This window comes from Herpetosiphon llansteffanensis (assembly GCF_003205875.1).
Taxonomy (GTDB): domain Bacteria; phylum Chloroflexota; class Chloroflexia; order Chloroflexales; family Herpetosiphonaceae; genus Herpetosiphon; species Herpetosiphon llansteffanensis.
Window position 1 is genome coordinate 1 of record NZ_PUBZ01000113.1, and the last position, 24,355, is coordinate 24,355.

Consider the following 24,355-nt stretch of genomic DNA (forward strand, 5'->3'; position numbering starts at 1 on the left):
CGAGCGCTAGTCTCGTGGGCTCGGAGATGTGTATAAGAGTCAGTTACTATACTGCATCGCGTTGCGCCTAATTCTAAACGATTGCGAAACGGAGCTTTTGATCCACGAAGGACACGAAGAGCACGAAGCCTGAAACCGCGAAGGACACGAAGAGCACGAAGGAGAATGGCTTTTTTGATTTTTGATTTTTGACTTTTGATTTCTGCCTTCATCCCTCATCCTTCATCCTTCATCCTTTTGCCCTCATCCCTCATCCTTCATACTTTCGATTACGGCGGGTTATGTTATAATCAACGCCGATGCATGTCATCATTCCCCACGCACAGCGGGTGACATGGTTTTAGGGGAGCTACAGATACACTTTTATTTAGGAGGGGTCCTCCCATGAACAAACGCATTATTGCGTTCATGATGTTGTTGGTCTTAATGGTTCCAGTTTTGGCTGCTTGTGGCACCGAAACGACGGCAACCACTGCTCCAGCAGCTACGGCAACCACCGAAGCAGCTGCGGCAACCGCAACGACTGCGACTGAGCCAACCGCTGGAACCGAAGCAACTGCTGCTGCAACCACGGTAGCAACCGCCGAAGCAACCACTGGTGGCGGCGCAACCAGCGAAATCAAAATCGGTTTGGTAACCGATGTTGGTAAAGTCGATGACGGTACCTTCAACCAATTTGCGTTCGAAGGCTTGAAACGCGCCGAAACCGAACTTGGCGTGAAGATCGACTACATCGAAACCATCGATCCAAAAGACTACGAAAAGAACATTGAACAATTCGCTAGCCAAGGCTACGATTTGATCATCGGCGTAGGCTTCTTGATGGGCGATGCAATCAAGGCTGCTGCTTCGAAGTACCCAGATTTGAAGTTTGCTATTGTTGACTTCGCTTACGAACCAGCATTGGCCAACGTCAAGGGCTTGGTCTTCTCAGAAGACGAATCAGCATTCATTGCTGGCGCTTTGGCCGCAACGGTTTCAAAGAGCGGCAAAATCGGTGCTGTTGGTGGTAAGGAACAAGTTCCTGCCGTCAAGAAGTTTGTACTTGGCTACGAAGCTGGCGCTAAATACGTCAACCCCGACATCCAAGTTATGACTGTCTACATCGACTCATTCACCGACCCAACCGCTGGCGGCGAAGCTGCCAAGACCCAAATCGCTGAAGGCGCAGACGTAATCTTCGGTGCTGGCGGCCAAACTGGCTCAGGCGCAATCAAGACTGCTGCTGACAACAATGTATTCGTGATTGGCGTTGACCAAGACGAATACAACACCACCTTCAAAAAAGGCCCAGCCCCAATGTTGATCACCAGCGCTATGAAGCGCGTTGACAACGCTGTGTTCGAAGTCGTCAAGGAAGTTGTCGATGGCAAGTTCGAAGGTGGCGTATACTTCGGTAACGCAGCTAACGGCGGGATCGACTATGCTCCATTCCACGATGCAGAATCAGCATTGCCAGCAGATGCCAAAGCCACCCTTGACAAGATCAAGCAAGGCTTGGCCGATGGTTCAATCAAAACCGGCGTTACCTTGAACTAATTTGTTGCCGCAAGGCACAACCCCTGAAAGGGCTGCGTTAGCAATGACGCAGCCCTTTTACTTTTGTGTGGTATTATCACAGCATCGAAACACAGCAACTCGAACAACCAAGCACACGTTTGGCCAGTTTTTTGGCAGCCAACAACGTGGTTGTTCTGCATATTTGAGGCAATGCTGCCTCTTTTTGATTAACTAGGAGTCTTGTGTGACCGCGAACGTCGTACCTGCGTTGGAAGTCCGCAATATCACCAAGCAATTCCCCGGGGTTTTGGCCAACGACCATATTTCTTTTACCCTGCTCCCCGGTGAAATCCACGCCTTCCTTGGTGAAAATGGCGCGGGTAAATCCACCCTCATGAACATCTTGTACGGCCTCTACGATCCCGATGAAGGCGAGATTTTGATCAACGGCAAGCTGGCCAAGATCAAAAACCCTGCTGATGCAATTGGGCTTGGTTTAGGCATGGTTCACCAAGAATATGCCCTCGTCGATACCCTAACCGTTACAGAGAACATTATTCTTGGCACCGAATTACGCAAAGGCCCAGTGTTAAATGCCAAGGAAGCAAGCCAACGCGTGCGCGAGCTTTCCGAGCAATATGGCTTGGCCGTGCCACCCGATGCCATCGTCGGCGATTTGCCAGTTGGCGTTCAGCAACGGGTCGAAATTTTGAAGGCGCTCTATCGCAATGTCAATATGTTGATTCTCGATGAACCAACTGCCGTCTTGACTCCCCAAGAGGCCGATGACCTCTTTCGGGTGATGCGTGAATTGGCTGATAAGGGCAAGGCGCTGATTTTTATTACTCACAAACTGCGCGAAGTGCGCGAAGTTGCCGACCGAATTACGGTCTTGCGTCGGGGCAAGGTTGTCGGCGACGCAGACCCCAAAACTGCCAGCGAAGGTCAATTAGCAGCGCTGATGGTAGGCCGCGATGTTGTCTTGAAAGTTGATAAAACTGCGGCCAACCCTGGCGATGTGGTGCTGAAAGTACGCAACCTCAATCTGCGTGACGATCGCGGCCTCACCGTGCTTGATGATGTTTCAATTGATGTCCATGCAGGTGAAGTGCTGGGGATTGCTGGCGTGCAAGGCAACGGCCAAACTGAGTTGGTTGAGGCAATTACGGGCTTGCAAGCCCTGCCGAGTGGCTCAATTGAACTGCTTGGCAAGGATATTACCAATCGCCCGCCACGCTCAATTACTGAACAAGGCGTGGCCTACATTCCCGAAGATCGCAAAGGCACAGGCTTGGTGCTTGGTTATAGCATCCGCGATAATTTGGTGCTTTCAACCTACTACAAACCACCATTTACCAAAGGCTTGACCTTTAACGACCCAGCGATTGACGAACATGCCAAAGAATTGATTGCGACCTTCGATGTGCGTACGCCCAGCGCGACCACGACTGCTGGCTCGCTCTCAGGTGGTAATCAACAAAAAATTATTGTTGCCCGTGAATTTACCCGCGAAAATCGCTTGCTGATTGCTTCGCAACCGACACGGGGGATTGACGTTGGCTCGATCGAATTTATTCACAATCAAATTATTAAACAGCGCGATGCAGGGCTGGCGGTCTTATTGGTTTCGGCTGAACTTGATGAAGTTCTGGCCTTAGCCGACCGCGTTGCTGTGATGTACCACGGCAAAATAGTTGGCATTCTCCCGATTGCCGAAGCTACGCGCGAGCGCGTTGGCCTGTTGATGGCCGGTATTCAGGAGCAAGCTAATGTCTAATGAGCAACAAGCCCCCGCTGAAACCAAAAAAAACACCGAGCTGCAGCCAAGCAAACGGCGCTTTGGCTGGCTTAACGAAGCAATTGTGCCGCTGCTGGCAATTTTGACCGCAGTGTTAATCGGCGCAGTGATCGTGTTTGTCTCGATTCCTGGCAATAAACTGCCAACCTTTGATCCAAGTATCTATGGCAGTCGCAGCGATTGGTTTTTTAGCACCTTGCCCGAACGTTTACGGGTAACGCTGAGTGCCTTTACTGGTTTGTTCTCAGGTGCATTTGGCGATTGGACAAGACCAAGTACGATTCCAGTTGCCATTAGCAATACTTTGGTTGAATCAACGCCCTACATTTTGGCAGGTTTGGCTGTGGCCGTAACCTTCAAAGCAGGCTTGTTTAACGTTGGGGCCGAAGGCCAATTGCTGATGGGTGCGCTTGGCAGTGTCGCGGTTGCCGCATTTATGCCGCAATGGTTTGGGGTTGCCTCGCTCCCAGCAATTATCCACTTGCCAGCAGCTTTGCTGGCAGGGGTTATCGCTGGCGCACTTTGGGGGATTATCCCTGGTTATCTCAGGGCCAAAACTGGCGCGCATGAAGTTATTACGACGATCATGCTCAACTATATTGCCTTGCAAGTGATGGATTATTTGATCAACGGCGTGATGAAAGATAAAAGCGCCACATTGCAACGCACACCATTCATCCACGAAAATGCCGCTTTGCCACGGATTATCAGCAAAGCCACCGACCCCAGCCTTACTGGCGGCCAAGCGTATCCACGCTTGATTACCACCACCAGCAGCACATGGGATCTACGGATTCACATGGGGATCATCATTGCCTTTTTGATGGTTGGCTTTATTTGGTGGTTGATGAACCGCACGCCCAAGGGCTTTGAAATTAAAACCGTGGGCGAAAACCCAGAAGCAGCCCGCTATGCAGGCATGAGCATCACCGGCACGGTGGTTGGCGCAATGGGCCTTTCGGGCGCATTGGCAGGGCTGGCAGGCACAAGCCAAGTGATTGGTTTGGAATACAACCTCAAAGCTGTGTTCTCCAGTGGCTTGGGCTTCGATAGCTTGGCAATTGCCTTGTTGGCCAAGAGCAACCCAATTGCGATTGTGCCGGCAGCGCTGTTCTGGGGCGCGTTACGCACTGGCGCAGGCGCAATGCAAGTCAATACAGGCATTTCGATCAACCTGATTCAAATTATTCAAGCTTTAGTGATTATGTTTATTGCTGCCGACCAAATTGTGCGCTGGATTTATCGCATCAAGCAAGCTGAAGGTGGCAAAATCACGTTTAACCGTAGCTGGGGTAAATAGCGCCAGCGTCGTCGCTCTTGAATTAATTAACCTTTACGGTGGATTTGTATGAAATTTACACGCGCACGTGGGGTCGGGCTGTTAGGGATTTTCATTGCGATTGTGCTTCTTTTCGCAGTCAATAACAGCCTCGGCAATAAAATCACTGAAACAAGCAAAATCCAATCAATTTGGGATTTTACGAGCACAATTCGGATTCCCGATAGTGCAAAAATGAAGGAAGATCCCAAAGCACCGCCAGTCGCCGCAATCGAACTACCCACTATGGTCACAATTAGTTTGATCTGTGGGGCGTTAATTCTTGTTGGGGGCGTGCTGATCGCCAAAAATCCAGAACGCGGTTGGGTTGCGCCCTATATGAGCAGCGTGATTGGCTTTGGCTTTTTCTCGATTCTGCTCTGGGCGGTAGCCAACAATAGCGTTGATCTCTCGGATACGCTCTCGCGGGTGGTGCGACTTGGTACGCCAATCGCCATCGGTGCGCTGGCGGGGATTGTCTGTGAGCGCTCGGGTGTGGTCAACATCGGGATCGAAGGCATGATGCTGACAGCTGCCTGTTTTGGCTACGCTGCGGCAGCGATCTCGGCCCGCATGATCTATGGCGAATCGTTGCCAGAAAATGTGGTCAAAGGTGTCGTTTGGCTGCCCTTGATCATCGGGATTTTTGGGGCGATTTTGACTGGCGGCATGATGGCAGCCTTGCATGCGTGGCTCTCAATTCGCTTCAAAGTCGACCAAGTTATCAGCGGTACGGTGATCAACATTATGGCGGTTGGGATTACGGGCTTTACCCGCACCAACTTCCTGTTGAAATTCGAATCGCCACTACGGGCTGGCTTGCCGCAAATGCCGCTTGGCCCGCTGGCCGATATTCCCTTGATTGGGCCGATTTTGTTTGACCACAAACCAATTACCTATTTGATGATTCTGATGGTGATTGGCTTGAACTTCTTCCTGTTTCGCACCGTATGGGGCTTGCGAACCCGCGCCATTGGCGAACACCCCAAAGCAGCTGATACCGTCGGGATCAACGTCAATCGCATGCGCTATCGCAACGTGATTATTGGCGGGATGATTGCCGGGGTTGCAGGCGCTTGGTTTTCGCTCGAAGGCTCGTTTGGCTTTGATGATGGCATGACCAACGGCCAAGGCTTTATCTCGTTGGCAGCAATGATCTTCGGCAAGTGGAATCCAATTGGGGCCTTTGGTGGCTCGTTGCTGTTCTCATCAGCAGATGCGTTGCAGCTCAAAGTACAGGCCTACAACTTCGATTTACCTTCGCAATTTATGCAGATGTTGCCGTATGTGGTAACGCTGATTGTGTTGGCAGGTGTGATTGGTCGCGCCAAGCCACCAGCAGCATCGGGCAAAGTCTACGAAAAATAATCAACCTAACGCAACTTTCTGGAATGACACTCCGTACTACTGCGGAGTGTCATTCATGTTTAAACCTGCGAGCAGTGCATGATTCTTGCTCTTCTCAGCAGCCAGCTCATCATCTATACTGCACGTTAAATTGTGTGTGTTCTTGGAGGTATTTTGTGAGCAATCAACCACCATATGGTCAACCACCGCAGCAGAACTACCCGCCGCAACAGCCAGTCTACCCACCACAACAACCTGGTTATCCGCCGCAACAACCCTATGGCTACCCACCGCAGCCTCAAAAGCGTGGTGGCTGTTTGAAATTCGGCATTATCGGGGTAATTGCCGTATTACTGTTGTGTGGAGGTGGTATTTTTGTAGGCTATAAGCTCCTTATGGGCGAGGTCAATGATGTTAAGGCAAGCCTTGATGGCTTTATGAAGGCAGGGGCTGCGAATGATATTAATGCAGCTAAAGCATTTGTAGATAGCTCGGTCGTAAGTGATGAACAATTAACCAAGCTGATTAACCAACGCGAGTTGTTCGAAGGCTATACCAGCATTAGCGACGATTTTGCCCCACCGGCAGCAAATGCTGGTACAAATCAAACGACAACCCTAGACCTTCAAGGCACACTCAACTATAGCGATGGGACAGGCAGCTATGATGTGCAATTCAATCGCCTAGAATCCGGTTGGAAAATTCGCTTTATTAATATCAAACGCTAAGCCTGGTTAAGTTCCCTCACCCCCCAGCCCCCTCTCCCACTGGACGCGGGCGAGGGGGAGCATTGAGTTTTACCAAGGAATTGGGAGCGAACCACGGGGTTAAAGCCCCTCGCCCGCCGCGTGGGAGAGGGGGTTGGGGTGAGGGCATATTAAACTCCCAAAACCCCAAAGCCCAACCCCACCACCCAACTCCTCACTGCTCGGTTTTTTTACGCCCATCGCAGGTGAAGCCTTTGCTACTTGCACTTTTTGCGCTTTTCTCGTTAAATAGATACAACATGTTAACGTTTACAAGGAGTCATCATGACAACACCGCGTCCTGTGTTGTTAGCCATAATGGATGGTTGGGGTTTGGCACCTGCTAGCCCTGGCAACGGCGTTAGTTTAGCCAACACTCCCAATGTTGATCATTGGATGGCAACCTGCCCAACCACCCAACTGCATGCTTCTGGCCTCGATGTGGGCTTGCCCGAAGGCCAAATTGGCAATAGCGAGGTCGGCCACTTGAATATTGGGGCTGGCTTGGTCGTCTATCAAGATTCCACTCGGATCAGCGAATCAATCAAAGCTGGTGAGTTTTTTGAAAATCCTGCCTTTCTCGAAGCGGTGCAAATCGTCAAAGAACGTGGCACAAACATGCACTTAATCGGCCTGATTGGCCGAGGCGGCGTGCATGCCTACAATATTCACTTGGCTGGCTTGTTGCAACTCATGGCTCAGCAAGGAGTTACCAACACCTACATTCACGCCTTTATGGATGGCCGCGATACCTTGCCGCAAAGTGGGCTTGGCTATATGCGCGAGTTGCAACAAACGATTGCCCAAATTGGCGTAGGCCAAGTGGCGAGCGTGATTGGTCGCTATTTTGCGATGGATCGCGATAAACGCTGGGAGCGCGTCGGCGCTGCCTATGCAGCCATGGTCGAGGGCGTTGGCCACATCGCCAGCGATCCGCTTACTGCGATTGAGCAATCGTATCTGCGTGATGCTCGCGGCGATGAGTTTATTGAAGCAACCGTCATTACCAATGCAGCAGGCGTAGCCTTGCCGCGCATCAGCGCTGGCGATGTGGTGATTTGTTTTAATTTCCGCGCCGATCGGGTACGCCAAATTACGCGCGCCTTGATGCAGCCCGATTTCAACACCATGGTGCAGGAATGGTATGCCAACCAAGCAGAGCAAGGCTTGCAACTGCCAACCAGCATTTGGCAACGGCCTGAGCAATTGGCAAATTTACATTATGTCACCATGACCCAGTATGATGCGACATTCCCATATGCGATTGCCTACCCACCGCATTACATCACTGAGCCATTGGCCAAGGTGATTGCCGATGCAGGTAAGCGCCAATATCACAGTGCCGAAACCGAAAAATATCCCCACGTCACCTTCTTTTTGAATGGTCGCCGCGAGGAGCCATTCGAGGGCGAAGATCGGGTGATGGCGGCCTCGCCCAAAGTGGCAACCTACGATCTGCAGCCTGAAATGAGCGCCGAAGAAGTAGCCGCCAAATTGCTCGATGCGGTCAATAGCCAAGTTTACGATTTCTTCGTGGTTAACTTTGCCAACCCCGATATGGTTGGCCATACAGGGGTGATTCCGGCAGTGATTAAGGCCTGTGAAACCGTTGATCGCTGTTTGGGCCTCGTTGTACCAGCGGTGGTTGCCCAAGGTGGCGCTGCAATCTTAATCGCCGATCATGGCAATGCAGAGCAGATGATCGACCCACAAACTGGTGGCCCGCATACCGCCCACACCACCAACCTTGTGCCATGTATTTTGGTTGCCGACCCAGCTAGTGGCCTAACTCGCGAGCAGATTAGCCTGCGCACTGGGGGTCGCTTGGCCGACCTTGCGCCGACAATCATCGATTTGCTGGGCTTAACAAAACCTGAAGCCATGACCGGCACAACATTGATCGAACACAAGTAACCCACTTAGAACAAACAGTGCTCATTGAACAAACAAATCGAGGGCGATGTAGGGGTTTTCAGTTCCTGCATCGCCCTCGATTTGCACGCTTGAAAAATCAACATTGCGATAACAGGACCAATGTCTTAGCTAATGTTAATTGACGCTGCCTAGGTGGCGTGCTACCATACGGCTGGCAACTGATGTAGATGAGAGTTTTGGAATTGATTATGCAGCGTTCTTTACTCCTTGGTTTATTAATATTAATGCTTGGCGGCGCAACGCTGCCCTTCGTGGTGCACGCCAGCCCGCAGCAACCTCAGCCTAATCAACAACCAACCCACGGCCTATCATCGCTCGATGGCGGGGTGCAAGGTTTTTTACAACGCCAACAGAGTAGCCTTGCCAATGTAACGATCGATGGTCAACCAGCTGGCCAGATCATCGAGAGCATGGCGGCCTATTACAATATCGAGGCCCGCATTTTAGTGGCCTTGTTGGAAACCACCTCTCAACTGATTAGCAACCCAACCTTGCCAACCACCGCAACCAATCAACCATTTTTGGCTGGCCCACAAGGCTTTTTGAGCCAAATCGATTGGGCAGCGCGCGAGATTCGAGTTGGGCTTGGTCCTTACGAGAGTGCGGTCATCCTGAACTTCAGCGATGGCAGCCAACTAAAACTCGATCCCAAGGATGATCCGCATGCGCTCACCGTCAAACGCTTTTTGGCATTTGAGCGCGATCAAGCCACATGGCAGCAGTTAGTCACCAGCTACAGCAAGGTGTATCACGAATTATTTCAGAACGAGCCAGTTGTCGCCCCAAGCACGCCGCCAGTGAGCACGGGCTTTTTGAGCATTCCGTGGGAGCAGGGCACGCGAATGGTGCATTCATCACATTTTGATCATACCTATCCGATGGTCGATAGCGGCGGCGATGGTAACGATGTGATGATTAATTATCAAGGCAAAAGTGGGCTTTCGTATAATAGCCACGATGGCCACGATTATTATTTTCCCGATTTGCCCTATGGTACGCCGATTGTTGCCGCCGCCCCAGGCTGGGCCTATGCCCGCACAACCCGCGGCTTGGGTGTGCTGATTCAACATGCTGGCGATACTGCTGGCTATGAAACAGTCTATTGGCATCTCGACGATTTTGCCCCAAGCCTCAAAAATTATATCGATGCCTCGAAGCCCAAATGGGTCGAGCGCGGCGAATTGCTTGGTTGGAGCGGCGCAACTGGCTTTACCGATGGCGCTCCGCACTTGCACTTCGAAGTTCGCCACAACGGCAAGCAAGTTGATCCTTATGGCTGGTATGGTCCTGGTTCCGACCCATGCACCAACTATGTCAAATGCGAAGCCAGCGTTTGGCTTTGGAATGATAGTGTACCGTGGAATCGCCCAGATGGCCCAGCGCCAACCGACACCACGCCACCAAGTGCGCTGTTGACGATCAATCCTGATGCCGATTTGGCCTTGGTCGCCCAGTTTGAAAATAATCCATTGCCTGCGGTTGGCCCAATGGCCGCCAGCGATCAAATTAGCTATGCCAGTGGTAAGTTTGGCCAAGCTGTCAAAGTTGGTGATGGCTCGTTGACCTATCCCGCTAGCCCGACGCTCAAGCTTGAGCATGGCAGCTTGGCGCTGTGGGTGAATGTGCCACAAACGTGGTCAAGCTCCAGCACAGGCCGCCATTATCTGCTCGCTGCCTCGCAAAACCCAGTTGATCCCGATAAGATTTATCGCAATACCTTGGCTTTACGCCACGAACAAACTGAGCAAGCCAAATGGACGTTCTGGACAGTCGATGCCACTGGCCAAGAGCATAGCCTGAGCGTGCCCGACACCTTGAGCGCTGGCTGGCATCATTTTGCGATCAGCTGGAACCAAGCGACTGGCAATAAGCGGTTGTTGATCGATGGCATGTTGGTTAGTGAAGCCAGCAAGGTAAGTTTGCCAACTGAAGTAGGCGAAGATCTCAATCTTGGGCGCTGGACAATTGGCGCAGGCATCAGCAATCTTGCGCTCGACGAATTGTTGATTTACAAGCGCCAATTAGCCGCCGATGAAATCTATCGTTTAGCGATCAGCGAGCAAGCGCTCACCGCCAGCAGCAGCAGCACCGCTCAACGCGATTTGCAGATTCTTACCCCAGCACTGGATAATGGTGGTGGCGTGGTCAAAGCCCAGCTTGGCATCAACGGCATTTACGCTGCGCCGATGACCTACTATCGAGCCTATCGCTGGACCTTGCCCAACACCGAGGGCAGCTATACGATCAGCGTGCGGCTGACTGATCGCATGGGCAATACCAGCACGCTCAGTCAAACAATTACAATTGATCATCCGCCCCAAGCTAGCGTTGCCATTCGCAATCTGAATGCATTAAGCGCAACCTTGGTGCTTTCGGCCACCGATGCCAACCAACCGTTGAGCATGGCCTTGAGCGCCTATCCCAACCCAACGCGCAAGCAATGGGAGCCGTTCAGCGCTGAGCGCGAATGGCAGTGGAACCCAATCACCGCGCGGCGGGTGTATGTTTGGTTCCGCGATGCCAATGGCAACGAGCGCGGCCCAATCGTGGCTGGCCCCGACCTGTTTCGGGCGTACTTGCCAAGGGTTGAGCGATAAGGCCGTTTTGATCCATGAAGGACACGAAGGGCCGTAACCGCGAAGATCGCGAAGGCCCTTTTTTTGCCACGAATTGCACGAATGAGTATTTTTTAGCCACAGATTGGCACAGATTGGTAGGATTATGTTCGTGCCAGCCCATAGCCACCAGCCAATAGCCTTCGTTTCTCTGCGCCGCTGCGTTAAAGCATTGATCCACGAAGCGCACGAAGGGCCGTAACCGCACAGGTCGCGAAGATCGCGAAGAACGTCAAGCGCAAGGTGGAGAGCATATCCCTTCATCCTTCATCCTTCATCCTTCATCCTTTCCGTTGGCCACAGATTGGCACAGATGTTGAGGATTATATTCGTGCCAGCCCAAAGCCACCAGCCAATAGCCTTCGTTTCTCTGCGCCTCTGCGTTAAAGATTAATCCCCAAAGCATTTTTAGCCACAGATGCTTGTGATTGGGCTATTGATTTTTGACTTTTGATTTCCGACTTTTGATTTCATCCTTCAAAGCCCAATTACATCGGTTGCGAAACACGGGCAGTACGAGCCTGCATGGATACGATTGAACCAACGAGTTGCTAACAGCGGATAGATCCGCGTTTGAACCGCCACAACGACCCAACTAACGACACTACTGGTCATAATATAGCCAAATCGAACGTTATATGCACCCATATCATCAAAATCAAGTTGCCAAATAATCATACCAACCCGAATTGGGCCGCCAATCAGGGCTTTATGCGCAAGATAACCACCAACCAAACTTGCTCCAGTCAAGCCAAGCAGCAGGACATGCTTTTGGGGTCGATAGACCAATAAGCTGCCAAAATAAAGGATTAATCCAGCAAAAAAGAGTTGGTGCGAAAGATCATACCGTCCACTAATAAAAATTTGCCCCTTGGAAAGTACATAAAGCCATTGATTTGTTGGTTCTCTACTACGCCACACTGGCCCACTCAACCAAAGCAAGGCGAGGCTCGCGGGCAAATACCAACCCAAAATCAAGCGCTGCCACCACGGAATTTTACTAGGGGTATACGCAACAGGTGCGAGATACATGTGATGCTCCATCCACTCAATGAATCAGCCGTAGTCTAGCAGGCAGTGGGTGTTTGGGTATAGCACAAAAGCAGCAAATTTGGAGCAGATTGAGTACATTTTTTAGTTTTTAACCACGAAGGGCCGTAACCGCGAAGATCGCGAAGGCCCTTTTTTTGCCACGAATTGTCCGAAGGCTTTTTTTTTAGCCACAGATTGGCCCAGATTTTTTAGGATTATGTTCGTGCCAGCCCATAGCCAACAGCCCATAGCCTTCCTCACTCTGCGCAGCTGCGTTAAAACATTGATCCACGAAGCGCACGAAGGACACGAAGGGCCGGAACCGCGAAGCACCTTTTTCGCCACGAATTGCACGAAGGGATATGGCTCTAAAATGCGCACCTGATGACTGTTGACTTTTGACTTTTGCCTTCATCCCTCATAATTCATCCTTCATACTTACTCTCTGGCCCCTAGCCCCTGACCTCTGATCCCTATTTTGCCTTCTGCCTTTTGACGTTTGACTTCTAATTTTCTGCTATGTTCTATGTTCTATGCTCTTTGCTCTTGCTTTCATCCTTCATACTTTTCTCCGCCCTATGACTTATTCTAGTCATGTTATTAAGGAAATATTGACTTTTGGTCATGGCTATGGCGTAATAGTTAGGAATATTAATTTTATTGATTGGAATAAGTTTACCAGCAAGGAGGCCACGCTCAACAAGCCCCGATTCTCAGCGGCGAGATTTCGATGATTAGGCAACCCTTGTAGTTACAGTTCATGGAGGAATTGTATGAAGGCACCACGATTAATTTGGATTTTTGCACTCCTTGTTCTTTTTGGTAGTTCTCTTCCCAGCACCCAAGCCCAAACCCGCAACGATCGCGAAGTCGAACCAACTGAGGATACCGTTCCAGTCAACGACCCAGAACGCGGCATGATTTACGATGGCTTGACTCCGGCGAAAACTGGCCCGTGTGCTGGGATGTACGAAGTCAAAGTTGGCGATCAAATCTTCTGTAGCCACGGCCCCGACCCAATTGCCAAAGGCAAATCGGTTAAGGACGAAACCTTACCCTTGGAAAAAGCCGAAATCAACCCAATGATTGTCTGTAACGGCGATGGTCACGCTGGCAACCGCACTCAAGTGATGTATGTGCGCGCTTCCGACCGCCCTGACCGTTTCAATCAATTCGTTGGTTCGATTCGCCAATGGTCATCAGATATGGACCGAATCTATCAAACCAGTGCCCAAGAAACTGGTGGCTTCCGTGCCGTCAACTTCGTCACCAACAATTGTGAAATTTATGTGATGAATGTGGTCGTGCCAGCAGATGGCGACGATTCAATCGACAAAACCGCCAACGCTTTGAAGGCACTCGGCCACAACCGCGCCGACCGCAAATATTTGACCTTCGTCGATAACAATATTTTGTGCGGCGTAGCCTTCTATATGCTCGATGATCGCCCAGACCAAAATAACGCCAACAACTTTGGCCCTGGCTTTGCGCGTATGGATAACGGTTGCTGGAACGGCTCGACCGCCGCGCACGAACACATGCACACGATGGGCGCTGTTCAACGCTCAGCTCCCAACAGCACCGCCTACGGTCACTGTATCGATGACGAAGACATTATGTGCTACGTTGACGGCCCAGGCACGCCACCAATGCAAAATCGCTGTGGTGCAAGCCAATATGGCCGCTTCGACTGCAACCACGATGATTATTTCCACACCAACCCACCAGCAGGCAGCTACTTGGCAACCAAATGGAACTCGGCCAACAACAAGTTCTTGCTCAAGCAAGCGTCAGGCACAACCTACTACCGGCTTCGCAACAGAGCCACCAACAAGTGTATCGACGTAGCCGAGGGCGGCAATCCAGCCAATGGCACAGTCATTTTGCAATGGGATTGTCACACGGGCCACAATCAACAATGGCAGCTGATTAACACCGACAACGGCTTTGTGCGCTTCGTCTCACGCGCCACAGGCAAAGTGATGGATGTAAGTGCCGCCTCGACCAACGATGGAGCCAAAATCCATCAATGGGAATGGGTCGGTGGTGCCAACCAACAATGGCGCATCAATAACCTTGGCAATGGCTATGCAACGATTACTGCTCGCCATAGTGGCCTCGCCGTTGATATTCCATGGTGCGATAGCGCCAGCGGCGTGCAATTGCAACAGGTCAATCCTACCAACAACGATTGTCAATCGTTCGCCTTTGAGCCAATGCAATAAGGCGTGATTTGCTGGCTACTCCTTAGCCTTATACCACAGCACGCAGGCCACTGGAAATTCCAGTGGCCTGCTGCTTTGCACTGAATTAAGAAACCTCTAGAACATATCGCTCATCCACGGGCGCGAGCTAGCAAAAATCGCCGCCAACATATCTAATTGATCAGCATCTGCCTGCAAACTACCAGCCAAGCGCAAATCATGCGGCGCAAGGTAGCCGCTATACAACGCAGCCAAATCACGCATATGCAGCGTTACCGCACCATTACCACCGCGCTCCAGCGTGCCAACGCCATCGCGGACTTGCAACACCCAACGGCCATTATTCCATTCCAAACGCTGGTCAACCAAATCGAGGGCAATTTCGCAATTGAGCCAGCGCGAGAAGCCACGGCGTTGGATGGCAAGCGGCGCATTGATAATCCGCAGCATCCAATCCAAATGCCAATTATAGCCAATGCCCTGCTCGTGATAGCGAAATAGCAACGAATCCATCGGCGCACCAGGCAATACCACCTTATTAACCATTGAGCGATGGCCAGCCCAAAAATTCAGCAAGGCATCTAAGGCAGTGCCAGTGGTTGCTACCCAATCGATGACTTTAATATCTTCGAATTGACCAGATTGCTCATAAACCACATAGCCAACCGCTTGGCCAGCCTGATCGCTCAGGATATAGCGCAAACGCTCAGCCCGTGGCGAAACCATAATCCGCTCCCACATCAACTGCGAACGTTCAAGCACGCCAGTTTGGGTTGCAGCCCATAGATCGTAAATCGCTGCAAATGGTGCGTAATCGGTTGCGAGCACTTGGCGCAAGGTCACGCCATGGTCACGCTTGGGCTTAATCAAGGCTGGAGTCAATTCATATAAAATGCGGCTGCCAGCCCGCTCGAAGCCAAGCGTACGATAAAATTGGGTCGTGGCGGGATAGAGGGTTGAGATCGCTACATCGTGCTCATATTGCTCGCGCAGCATGGCTTCCATCATCTGGCCGCCAACGTTGCGCCCACGCCATTCAGGGCCAACTCCAACGGCGGTAATGCCTGCGGTTGGTTGGGCTTTGCCACCAAACCATTGGCCCATCGGCAAAATCCCCAAGCCTGCGGCGATTACGCCATCGACTTTAAAAGCCCGATACAAGCCCACGCCACGCTTTTGCATCCATTCGACCAAGGCTTCGCGGGTCATATTAAAATGCAATGCTTGGCCCAACAATGGCGCTAAAACCGCAATATCGTCCTCGACGGCCTGACCATACCAATAATTCACTCTAAGCCTCCTGTTGGCAACTGGCTTGACCAAGCACCCAAACGCTTGGCCATGAGAATATCTGGCTTGCCTAAACCATTGGCATCGGGAATCATGCCAATGATGCTGAATCCACAGCGTTGATAAAATTCAAATGGGTGACGACGGCGGTTTTGAATTGTGGCGAGGTGTTGCAGCGGGTTGGGATAGACATCGATGCCGCTAGCTGAGGTCAAAAAGGCTTCATCATCGGAACCCAACATTAAGGTCAGGCCACCACGGGCGCTGCATTCGGCCTCGAGGGCTTGCACTAAGGCGCGACCAATGCCATGGCCTTGATAATCGGGGTGGACGGCCAAGGGGTGCAATTCCCAAACATTGCCATCATAGCTTGATTGGCCGCCAATCCAGCCCACCACATTGTCGTCGATCAAGGCGATAAAACCAACGCGTTCGGGCAACAGCGCCTCTTGCATCTCTTCGCGGGCATCATCGAGGGTTGGCCAAGCTTCTGGCCAGTGTTCGGCAAACGCCAGGGTCAAAATCTCGGCAGCCTGTTCAAGCAAACGCTCATCAGCAACCAAGGCACGAATTTCCATCACACCCTCCTTTGTCCAAGCCACAATTGCGCCATACTCCGCAATCTAAATCATCAATCACAATGCGCCAATATTAACAACAATGTCCATCACAAGGATCAGGCCTTGGAACGAATAACAGCATGCAACGCGGCGTGTTATGATTGAGTTTGCAAACATTTCAAGGAGGATTTCCATGCGTCGTTTAGCCACAGTGATTGCGCTGTGTAGCCTTTTAAGCATTACTTTGCCCTCAATTGCCGCCGCAAGCGGGGCCTTGATTCCTGCTGATGCGCCGATTAGCCAAACCAGCCTTAACGTGATTTTTGCTGTCGATGGCCAAGCCAACCAAACTACCGCCTATCTGAAACTAGATTATACTGGCACGCCTGCAGAATTTGCTTGGATTTTGCCAGTGCCCAGCATCCCAACGCTCGATGTGGTTGGCGCGAGCAGCTTTGCCGAACTGCACAGCCTGACCGATCCACGGGTGACATTTCCAGCGCCGCCAGCCTGTTTTACCCCAACCCTTGGCACAATTCCAGCAGCTGCGACCCAAACGCCAGCGGCTCAACAAGGCCAGGTCGGCGCATACGATTATAGTGTGCTCGAAGATCGCGACCCAGCAGCGCTTATGACGTGGCTCAAAGATAATGGCTATCAAGCCCCAGCAGGCTTGGAAACTGCACTCAAGCCCTATACCGATGCAGGCATGCCGTTGTTGGCAATCAAACTCAAACCCGATGCAGCAACCAACAGCATCCAGCCAATTGCGATTAGCTATGCGGGCACAACACCAATGTTGCCATTACAATTAGCCGCCTTGAGCAGCCAACCCAAAACCCCAATCACGGTCTGGGTTTTCGGCGAGACGCAGGCAATTCCAACCAATACCGAGCGTTTTACTATGCGCGAAAACGACTTAGCGCTCACATCGCTGAATAATGAAAATAACTATACCGAGCTACGCAGCGGCGTGTTGGCCAGCGTTGCAGGCAAAGGCTTCTTAACCGAGTTTGCCCAACCAAGCAAGTTTTTAAGCCCCCAAGATAGCTTGCTCAAAGAATTGACCACTAAATATGCCTTCTTGACGCGTTTGTATGGCGAAGTCTCGCCTGAAGAGATGCTGTTTGATCCATCGTTTGGCTATAGCCCTGAACTACCACCGATTTCAAACAATATTGATTTGACGTATCGCACCGAGCCGTTCGATTGCGAAGATCAAATGTTGCACACTGTGCGTCGCCAGCAATATGATGCGGCCAAAGGTAATCGCTCATCAGAAGAAGAAGCGACAGCCAACTTGCACCGCGGCCCATTGCGCATCGGCACGCTCATGGTGATTGGCGTAACCTTAGGCGCAATTTGGCTATTGGCCCGCAAGCCCAAGAAACGCCGCCCAGCTGCCTAGAACTACGCCTATGGGCCGTAATTAGCATATTGCAGTTCAACGAAAAACCCATTAAGATACCAGTAGCAGTTTGACCTCATCACTCGATTATGCTCGATGAGGTCAACTGTTTTGTTTGGAGGATTATCTGTGCGTATTGTTTTGGATGCCAGCGGTGGCGACCACGCGCCGCAAGCAACAGTTGCTGGCGCAATCGCCGCAGCCCGCACGTGGGGCGACCAAATTATTTTAGTCGGCAACGAGGCTGCAATTCGCGCCGAACTTGCCAAATACGATACTAGTAACCTTGATTTACCTGTCGTCGATGCGCCCGAAATAATCGAAATGACCGAGCATCCGGCGCAGGCGATTCGGCGCAAACGGAATTCGCCAGTCGCCGTTGGGCTGCGCTTGGTGCGCGAAGGCGAAGCAGATGCCTTTGTTTCTGCTGGCCATAGTGGCGCAACCATGGCGGGAGCTTTGTTTATTCTCGGGCGTATTCGTGGCATCGAACGGCCATGTTTGGTGACCCATTTCCCAACCGTCAATGGCTATGCGCTGTTGCTCGATTCGGGCGCAACGACCGATTGCAAGCCTGAATATTTGGTCCAATTTGCTCAAATGGGCAATGTCTACGCCCAAAAAATCGCCAATATTCCCATGCCACGGATTGGGCTGTTGGCCAATGGCGAAGAAGCAAATAAGGGTGATAAACTAGTACAAGACACCCATGGTCTGTTACAGCAACGCCACGATTTAAACTTTGTTGGCAATGTCGAGCCAAAAGATATGTTGATCAATGGCAGTGCTGATGTGGTTGTGGCCGATGGTTTTGTTGGCAATTTGGTGCTCAAATTTGGTGAAGGGGTCTTTAAAATGATCACCACCGCCGCTGCCAACAATATCAAAGCCTCGTGGCGACAAAACCTTGCAATGGGATTACTGCCAACCCTCGTGGCCTTGGCATTGCCCGGCAAAGGTCGTTGGCGCGCCTTGCTCGCTGGATTAACCGGCTTGAGCTTGCCAGCCAGCCTTGCTGTTGCGCCACTTTTGGCCCTACGCAAACGTATGGACTATCGCAGTCATGGCGGCGCACCCTTGTTGGGTGTCAATGGCATTGCGATTATTGCCCACGGCAAATCCGATGCTTTAGCCATTCAGAACGCGATTGGGCAGGCCCGCAATGCCGTTGAACAACGGGTCGTTGCAACCATTAGCCATGCCCTCGAAACTGTTGAATTAGTACCCTCGGCCTAGCTTTGGAGGTAATCCCTATGGCGCTTCGTGAATGTCCTAATTGTCGGGCAAGTGTCGACGATATTAATCCGTTTTGTTCTGAGTGTGGAACCCGGCTCAACGCTGCGCCAACTGCTGCCGAAGGCCCAACTCAGGCATTGCCACGCTACGAAGGTCAGGGTGGCAGTTATCCCCCACCATCATCACAAAACTACGATCAGCCGGGTAGCTATCCTCCGCCACCACAACAAAATTATGGCCAGCCAGGTAGCTATCCTCCGCCACCACAACAAAATTACGGCCAGCCAGGTAGCTATCCCCCACCACCACAGCAAAATTATGGTGGTGACTATCAGCAACCACAAAATTATGGCCAGCCAGGCAGCTATCCGCCGCCACCGCAACAACAATATGGCAGCCAACAGCAATATGGCAACCAACAGCAATACACGCCAGCCAACTATCAACAACCAAACTATGGCGCTGGCTACCCGAATGCTGGTGCGCCAACCAAACGCAGCAGCAATACGGGGATGGTTATTGGGATTATTGTGGGGATTGTGCTGTTACTCGGCGCGGGCGTAGCCTTCTTGATGAATGACAAAGAAGACGATCCCAAGAAACAGATCGCGACCAATTCAACCAGCGTGGCCACGGCAACCATTCGCCCAACCCGCACTCCGGCCTCAACCGACGAGCCAGAACCAACCAACGAGCCAGTTGTCGGCAGCGGTGTGTTCTTGGAAGACGATTTTTCCAACACCGATCAAGCTTGGCCAGAGCAAGAAACCGCCAGCAAATCGGGCAAGTATGCCTATGTTGAAGGCGCATATCAAATCCATGTCTATGTCAACGAACGCATTATCTGGACTTCGACCAACGAAGTGTATAGCGATGTTGATGCAGAAATTGATGTCACGATGGTTAGTGGCGAACCAACCAATGCCGCTGGCTTAGTGCTGCGCGAACAAATTGAAGGCGATACTTCAGGCAGTTTGTATGTCTATCAAATCGATGGTCAAGGCAATATTGCCTTCCGCCGCTTCGATAAAGCCGTTGACGAATGGATTAACTTGATCGATTGGAAATATAGCTCGGTTGCGAATGAGGCAGTTGGCGCAACTAATCGCCTGCGCGTTGTCGCAGTTGGCTCCAACTTCACCTTCTATTTGAATGGCGAAAAAGTTGCCTCGTACACCGACGAAACCTACGCCACTGGGGCGATGGGCTTTGGCGCAAGCACCTTTGAACAAGGCGATACCTTGACCCAATTTGATAATCTACGCATGGCTTATCCATAGGCCAATGCCAATCTGGCCCAACAACGAGGTTGGGCCAGACGGAGTATTTTCGTGTCATATCAACTGATCAGCATCAGCCAGCAAGCAGCCGTCGCCACCGTCAGTCTCAATCGCCCAGAATTGCACAATGCCTTCAATCCCGCATTGATCGGCGAGTTGCGCCAAGCATTAACCGCCATCGCCGCCGATTCCAGCGTGCGAGTGGTTATTTTGACTGGAACTGGGCCTTCGTTCTCTGCTGGCGGCGATTTAAGCTGGATGCAAGCAAGCGCTAGCTATACAGCCGAGCAAAATATTGCCGATGCTGAAAATCTCGATGCCATGTTTGCGCTACTCAATAGCATGCCGCAGCCAGTTATTGGCCGCATCAATGGCGCAGCGCTTGGTGGTGGCGCTGGCTTGGTGGCCTGCTGCGACCTAGCAGTAGCCGTCGAACAAGCCAAATTCGGTTTTACCGAGGTCAAGCTTGGCTTGATTCCAGCGGTGATTGCTCAATATGTCGTGCCCAAAATTGGGGTCAGCCAAAGCCGAGCCTTGTTTATTTCAGGCGAACGCTTTAGCGCCGAACGAGCCTTCGAAATTGGCCTTATCCACGCCATTACGGGCGAAGATGAGCTTGATCAAACGGTTGGCTTTTTGGTTGAACGCATACTGAGTGGTGGCCCTCAAGCCATGGCCCAAGCCAAAAAATTAGTTCAAGCCATGTGGGAGCTAGAGCGCAGCGCCGCCAAACGCTACGCGATCGAAGCCATTGCCCAAGCCCGCACCGGCCCCGAAGGCCAAGAAGGACTCGCCGCATTTCTCAACAAGCGCAAACCCAAATGGTAAACCCTTCGACGAAAGGATAGCCGGTATGTACGATGGTGATAGCGGGGAATCAAGCATTTGGCACGAGCAGCTTGAGCTATTAAGCAAAACCACCCAAGAACTTTTTTGTCTGCACAATGCAGAGTTATTGATTCAACGGATTAGCGCATTAATCAGCCATTATTTGCAAACGCCGCATGTCACCATCGCCCTGATTCAAAACGATCAGCTTGTGCCAGTTGCTAGCGCGCTTGGCCCACTCGAAGATCCCAGCTATCACCAGCCACCACGTCTGCGCCACAATGCAGGCCCTGCTTGGTCGGCGCTTTGTCAGCAGCAGCACAGTATCATCACGCCTGCAAGCCAACACAACCAGCGCTCCCAACTAAGCGTGCCGATGCTGCGCAACGAGCAATTGCTGGGCTTAATCGATATTCAAAGCGAGCAGCCAGCCTCAAAACTGCGCTTGCTCCAACCAATTATCGAGATGATCGCCCAGCAATTGGCCTTGGCCTTGGGCACGCTGGCCACGCATCGCCAGCATTATCGCGAAGATCAATGCACCAAAATCATCGAAAAAATCAATTTGCATATTTTAAAGCACCTTGATGTGCTGACCGAGCCACACCAAATTATTCGTTTAATTTGGCACTATTTGCCAATCCAAGGCGCAGCGCTCTATCTCTACGATGAGCAAGGGCTTGGTTTATTGACCCAGATCAATGCTACCCATGTGCCAAACCACCGTGGCCTGCAAGCACTGAGCCATTCCGAGCCACTGCAAGCAACCAGCCAGAATACAGTCAAAATGCTACTCGCAGGCACGCATGGCATCGATATTCATGTGCCTGGCAATCAGACCAATCTTGGCTTGCTGCACTTGATTCCCGCCACACCATTTGAGCCAAGCGACATCCAACTGCTGCACGAGTTTGGCGCACGCTTAGGCTATATTCTGGAGCATAATCGGCTGTTTCGCTCGATGTATGTGGCCAACGAACGCAATGTGCTTTTTGCCCGCATCGTCAGCCATATTCGCCAAACCATCAATTTGCGCGAGGTGTTGCAGGATGTATTGGCAACCCTTGGTTTAGGCTTGCGCGCCGATTTCTGCACCGTGGCGATGTATGAGCAGGAGCAACGCTTACGCTTTCATGGCACCTACACAACCTTGCTGCCGCCCGATCAGCGCACCGCGACCGAGGCATTGTTGCATAGCGAAATGTTGCAAGCCTTTCAGCAAAAGCGCTCGCTGACGATCGACGAGTATCACGATAGCAATTACCCTGAATTGCGCGAGCGTTTGCTGGCCTTGAATATTCATGCGTTGGTTTGGGTGCCGTTGGTCGCTAATGGCCAGTGGTTGGGCTTTGTCTGCATCTATAAAGTGCAGCGCCCATTCCTCTGGACGCTCGATGATTTGCGTTTGATCAACGATGTGGCCGATCAATTGGCCTTGGCTTTGCGCCAAATGCAGCTGTACGAGGCCGAACATCAACGCCGCCGCGAACTTGAAGCCTTGCAAGAAATTATTCGCGCAATTAGCGGCGAACTCAATTTGCATGCGTTATGCGGCAATGTGGTCGAAAAAGTTATCGACGTGTTTAAAATTGCTGCGGCTGCGGTGCTCATGTGGCATAGCGATGGTAGCGCAATGCAGGTCGTGGCCCACGCTGGCTTTTCCGAACGCTACCTCGATTCGCTGGAAATGACCACCGATACCGTTAACTATTGGATTTCGCGCTTCAAACCACCAACCCCACTCTACATTAGCGATATTCGCCGCGTTTCGCTGATTGGCGGCGATCCTGCTAGCGCTGAAGGGCTATCGTCACTCTTTGCCCAGCCATTGATGGTTGATGGGCGGTTTAGTGGCTGGCTGCAAATGTATAGTCGCGGCAACGTGCGCGCGTGGAATGCAGAGGAAAGCCATTTGGCGGTCTCGATTGCCCAGCAAATTTCGCAAGCGATTCATACGGCGCGGCGCTATGAGCAAGAGCATTTGTTGCGCACCGATGCAGAACAATCCTATTATCAATTGCGCAGCGTGCTCGACGAGCTAGAAAACACCCGCGAAACCTTGATTAACTCGGAAAAATTGCGCGCCTTGGGTCAGCTGGCCAGTGGCGTTGCTCACGATTTCAACAATCTGCTGGCCTCAATTCTTGGCAACGCCCAATTTCTGTTGCTTGATGAAAACCATGCAGAACGCCGCGACGCGTTGCAAGTCATCGAACGCGCTGCCAAAGATGGCGCGGTCACGGTGCGCCGCATTCAAGAGTTTGCGCGGGCCTCCGAAACGATCTACGATGATATTGTCGATTTACGCGATGTGGTGAATATTGCGCTCGATTTTACCCGCCCTTCGTGGCGCGATAAAACCCAGCAGCGTGGGATTAAGCTCGATATTAGCACCCACTTGGCTGCGGCCCATGTGCAAGGCAGCGCCGCCGAATTGCGCGAAGTCTGCGTTAATTTGGTCGTCAATGCGATTGATGTCTTGCCCAAAGGCGGCACGATTACAATCAGCACGGGCACAACTGGCGAGTGGTCGTACTTCACGATTGCCGATAATGGCCCAGGCATCGCGCCCGAAGATCGGACTCGTATTTTCGAGCCATTTTTCTCGACCAAGCCCATTGGCGAGGGCACGGGCATGGGCTTGGCGGTTGCATTGAGCATTGTGCAACGCCATCGCGGCAAATTACTAACCGAAGATGTGTACCCACATGGCGCGCGCTTCGTCGTGTTGCTGCCAATTCATCATGCACCGCAACCAAAGCCACGTCCAGTTGCTATTGTGCCCAAAACCGCCGCCCAACGAATTTTGGTGGTTGATGATGAGCCAGCAGTGCGCAACATTGTGGCCAAAGTGCTGCGCCACGATCATCACGAAGTAACCTTGGCTAGCTCTGGCGAAGAAGCCCTGCGCTGGATCGACGAACAACCCTTCGACATGATTATTTCCGATTTGGGTATGCCAGGTATGAATGGCTGGGATGTGCTGGAGCAAGCGCGCCATCGCCGCCCGAATATCATTGCAATTTTGATTACTGGCTGGGGCTATCAACACGATGCCGATTATGCTGCTGCACGCGGCGTTGATAGCGTGCTTGGCAAGCCCTTTGAAATGCAAACGTTGCGCAGCACGGTTGCCGATTTGATTCAAGCCCGCAACACACAAAGCCCAAACCGTGTATCATAGGGATGGGTCACACAGGCTATCGTCGCACCACGCCCAACCGGCTGCAAGGATGTTTTCCACGTAGACAAGGAGTG

16 protein-coding genes are annotated in these 24,355 nt (G+C 51.8%); 13 read left to right on the forward strand and 3 right to left on the reverse strand.

What is annotated here, in order from left to right:
- Nucleotides 1–384: 384 nt before the first annotated feature.
- The 7 genes from C5S61_RS17400 (at nt 385) to C5S61_RS17430 (ending at nt 11,241) form a co-directional block, all read left to right on the forward strand.
- On the forward strand, nt 385–1,539 hold the full coding sequence (locus C5S61_RS17400) for a BMP family lipoprotein (RefSeq protein ID WP_110516905.1): 1,155 nt from the start codon (nt 385–387) through the stop codon (nt 1,537–1,539).
- Nucleotides 1,540–1,744: 205 nt separating this feature from the next.
- Nucleotides 1,745–3,277, forward strand: a complete 1,533-nt coding sequence (locus tag C5S61_RS17405; protein ID WP_110516907.1) for an ABC transporter ATP-binding protein — start codon at nt 1,745–1,747, stop codon at nt 3,275–3,277.
- Nucleotides 3,270–4,598, forward strand: a complete 1,329-nt coding sequence (locus C5S61_RS17410; protein WP_110516909.1) for an ABC transporter permease — start codon at nt 3,270–3,272, stop codon at nt 4,596–4,598. The genes C5S61_RS17405 and C5S61_RS17410 overlap by 8 nt, the downstream gene beginning before the upstream one ends.
- A gap of 48 nt (nt 4,599–4,646) precedes the next feature.
- Entirely contained in the window at nt 4,647–5,984 is a 1,338-nt protein-coding gene (locus C5S61_RS17415; RefSeq protein WP_205701424.1) for an ABC transporter permease, read from the forward strand.
- A gap of 155 nt (nt 5,985–6,139) precedes the next feature.
- Nucleotides 6,140–6,691, forward strand: coding sequence for a hypothetical protein (locus tag C5S61_RS17420; RefSeq protein ID WP_110516911.1), 552 nt, complete (start codon nt 6,140–6,142; stop codon nt 6,689–6,691).
- Between the two features lie 303 nt (nt 6,692–6,994).
- Nucleotides 6,995–8,623 (forward strand): 2,3-bisphosphoglycerate-independent phosphoglycerate mutase, encoded by a 1,629-nt coding sequence (gpmI, locus tag C5S61_RS17425; protein ID WP_110516913.1) that lies wholly within the window; start codon nt 6,995–6,997, stop codon nt 8,621–8,623.
- Nucleotides 8,624–8,832: 209 nt separating this feature from the next.
- Nucleotides 8,833–11,241 (forward strand): LasA N-terminal domain-containing protein, encoded by a 2,409-nt coding sequence (locus C5S61_RS17430; RefSeq protein ID WP_164689591.1) that lies wholly within the window; start codon nt 8,833–8,835, stop codon nt 11,239–11,241.
- A gap of 495 nt (nt 11,242–11,736) precedes the next feature.
- On the opposite strand, the gene C5S61_RS17435 is transcribed toward C5S61_RS17430, so the two are convergent.
- Nucleotides 11,737–12,291 (reverse strand): hypothetical protein, encoded by a 555-nt coding sequence (locus C5S61_RS17435; protein ID WP_110516917.1) that lies wholly within the window; start codon nt 12,289–12,291, stop codon nt 11,737–11,739.
- Between the two features lie 773 nt (nt 12,292–13,064).
- Between C5S61_RS17435 and C5S61_RS17445 the strand changes: the two genes are divergently transcribed.
- Nucleotides 13,065–14,516, forward strand: coding sequence for an RICIN domain-containing protein (locus C5S61_RS17445; RefSeq protein WP_110516921.1), 1,452 nt, complete (start codon nt 13,065–13,067; stop codon nt 14,514–14,516).
- Between the two features lie 96 nt (nt 14,517–14,612).
- Here the strand turns inward: C5S61_RS17445 and C5S61_RS17450 are convergent, their stop codons facing one another.
- Together C5S61_RS17450 and C5S61_RS17455 are read right to left on the reverse strand one after the other, a co-directional pair.
- Nucleotides 14,613–15,785 carry a GNAT family N-acetyltransferase gene (locus C5S61_RS17450; protein ID WP_110516923.1) on the reverse strand — a complete coding sequence of 391 codons (1,173 nt, stop codon included), beginning with the start codon at nt 15,783–15,785 and terminating at the stop codon, nt 14,613–14,615.
- The gene (locus tag C5S61_RS17455; RefSeq protein ID WP_110516925.1) at nt 15,782–16,363 is read right to left on the reverse strand and encodes a GNAT family N-acetyltransferase; all 582 of its coding nucleotides are present in this window, start codon (nt 16,361–16,363) and stop codon (nt 15,782–15,784) included. The genes C5S61_RS17450 and C5S61_RS17455 overlap by 4 nt, the downstream gene beginning before the upstream one ends.
- A gap of 175 nt (nt 16,364–16,538) precedes the next feature.
- Here C5S61_RS17455 and C5S61_RS17460 point away from each other — a divergent pair, with 175 nt between their 5' ends.
- The 5 genes from C5S61_RS17460 (at nt 16,539) to C5S61_RS17480 (ending at nt 24,281) form a co-directional block, all read left to right on the forward strand.
- A complete protein-coding gene (locus C5S61_RS17460; protein WP_164689593.1) occupies nt 16,539–17,753 on the forward strand; it encodes a DUF2330 domain-containing protein in 1,215 nt (404 codons plus the stop codon).
- A 129-nt stretch (nt 17,754–17,882) separates the two neighbouring features.
- Nucleotides 17,883–18,989 (forward strand): phosphate acyltransferase PlsX, encoded by a 1,107-nt coding sequence (gene plsX / locus C5S61_RS17465; RefSeq protein ID WP_110516929.1) that lies wholly within the window; start codon nt 17,883–17,885, stop codon nt 18,987–18,989.
- A 17-nt stretch (nt 18,990–19,006) separates the two neighbouring features.
- A complete protein-coding gene (locus C5S61_RS17470; RefSeq protein WP_110516961.1) occupies nt 19,007–20,269 on the forward strand; it encodes a 3-keto-alpha-glucoside-1,2-lyase-like domain-containing protein in 1,263 nt (420 codons plus the stop codon).
- A gap of 51 nt (nt 20,270–20,320) precedes the next feature.
- Nucleotides 20,321–21,097 (forward strand): enoyl-CoA hydratase-related protein, encoded by a 777-nt coding sequence (locus C5S61_RS17475; protein ID WP_110516931.1) that lies wholly within the window; start codon nt 20,321–20,323, stop codon nt 21,095–21,097.
- A gap of 25 nt (nt 21,098–21,122) precedes the next feature.
- The gene (locus C5S61_RS17480; protein WP_110516933.1) at nt 21,123–24,281 is read left to right on the forward strand and encodes a GAF domain-containing protein; all 3,159 of its coding nucleotides are present in this window, start codon (nt 21,123–21,125) and stop codon (nt 24,279–24,281) included.
- Nucleotides 24,282–24,355 lie beyond the last annotated feature (74 nt).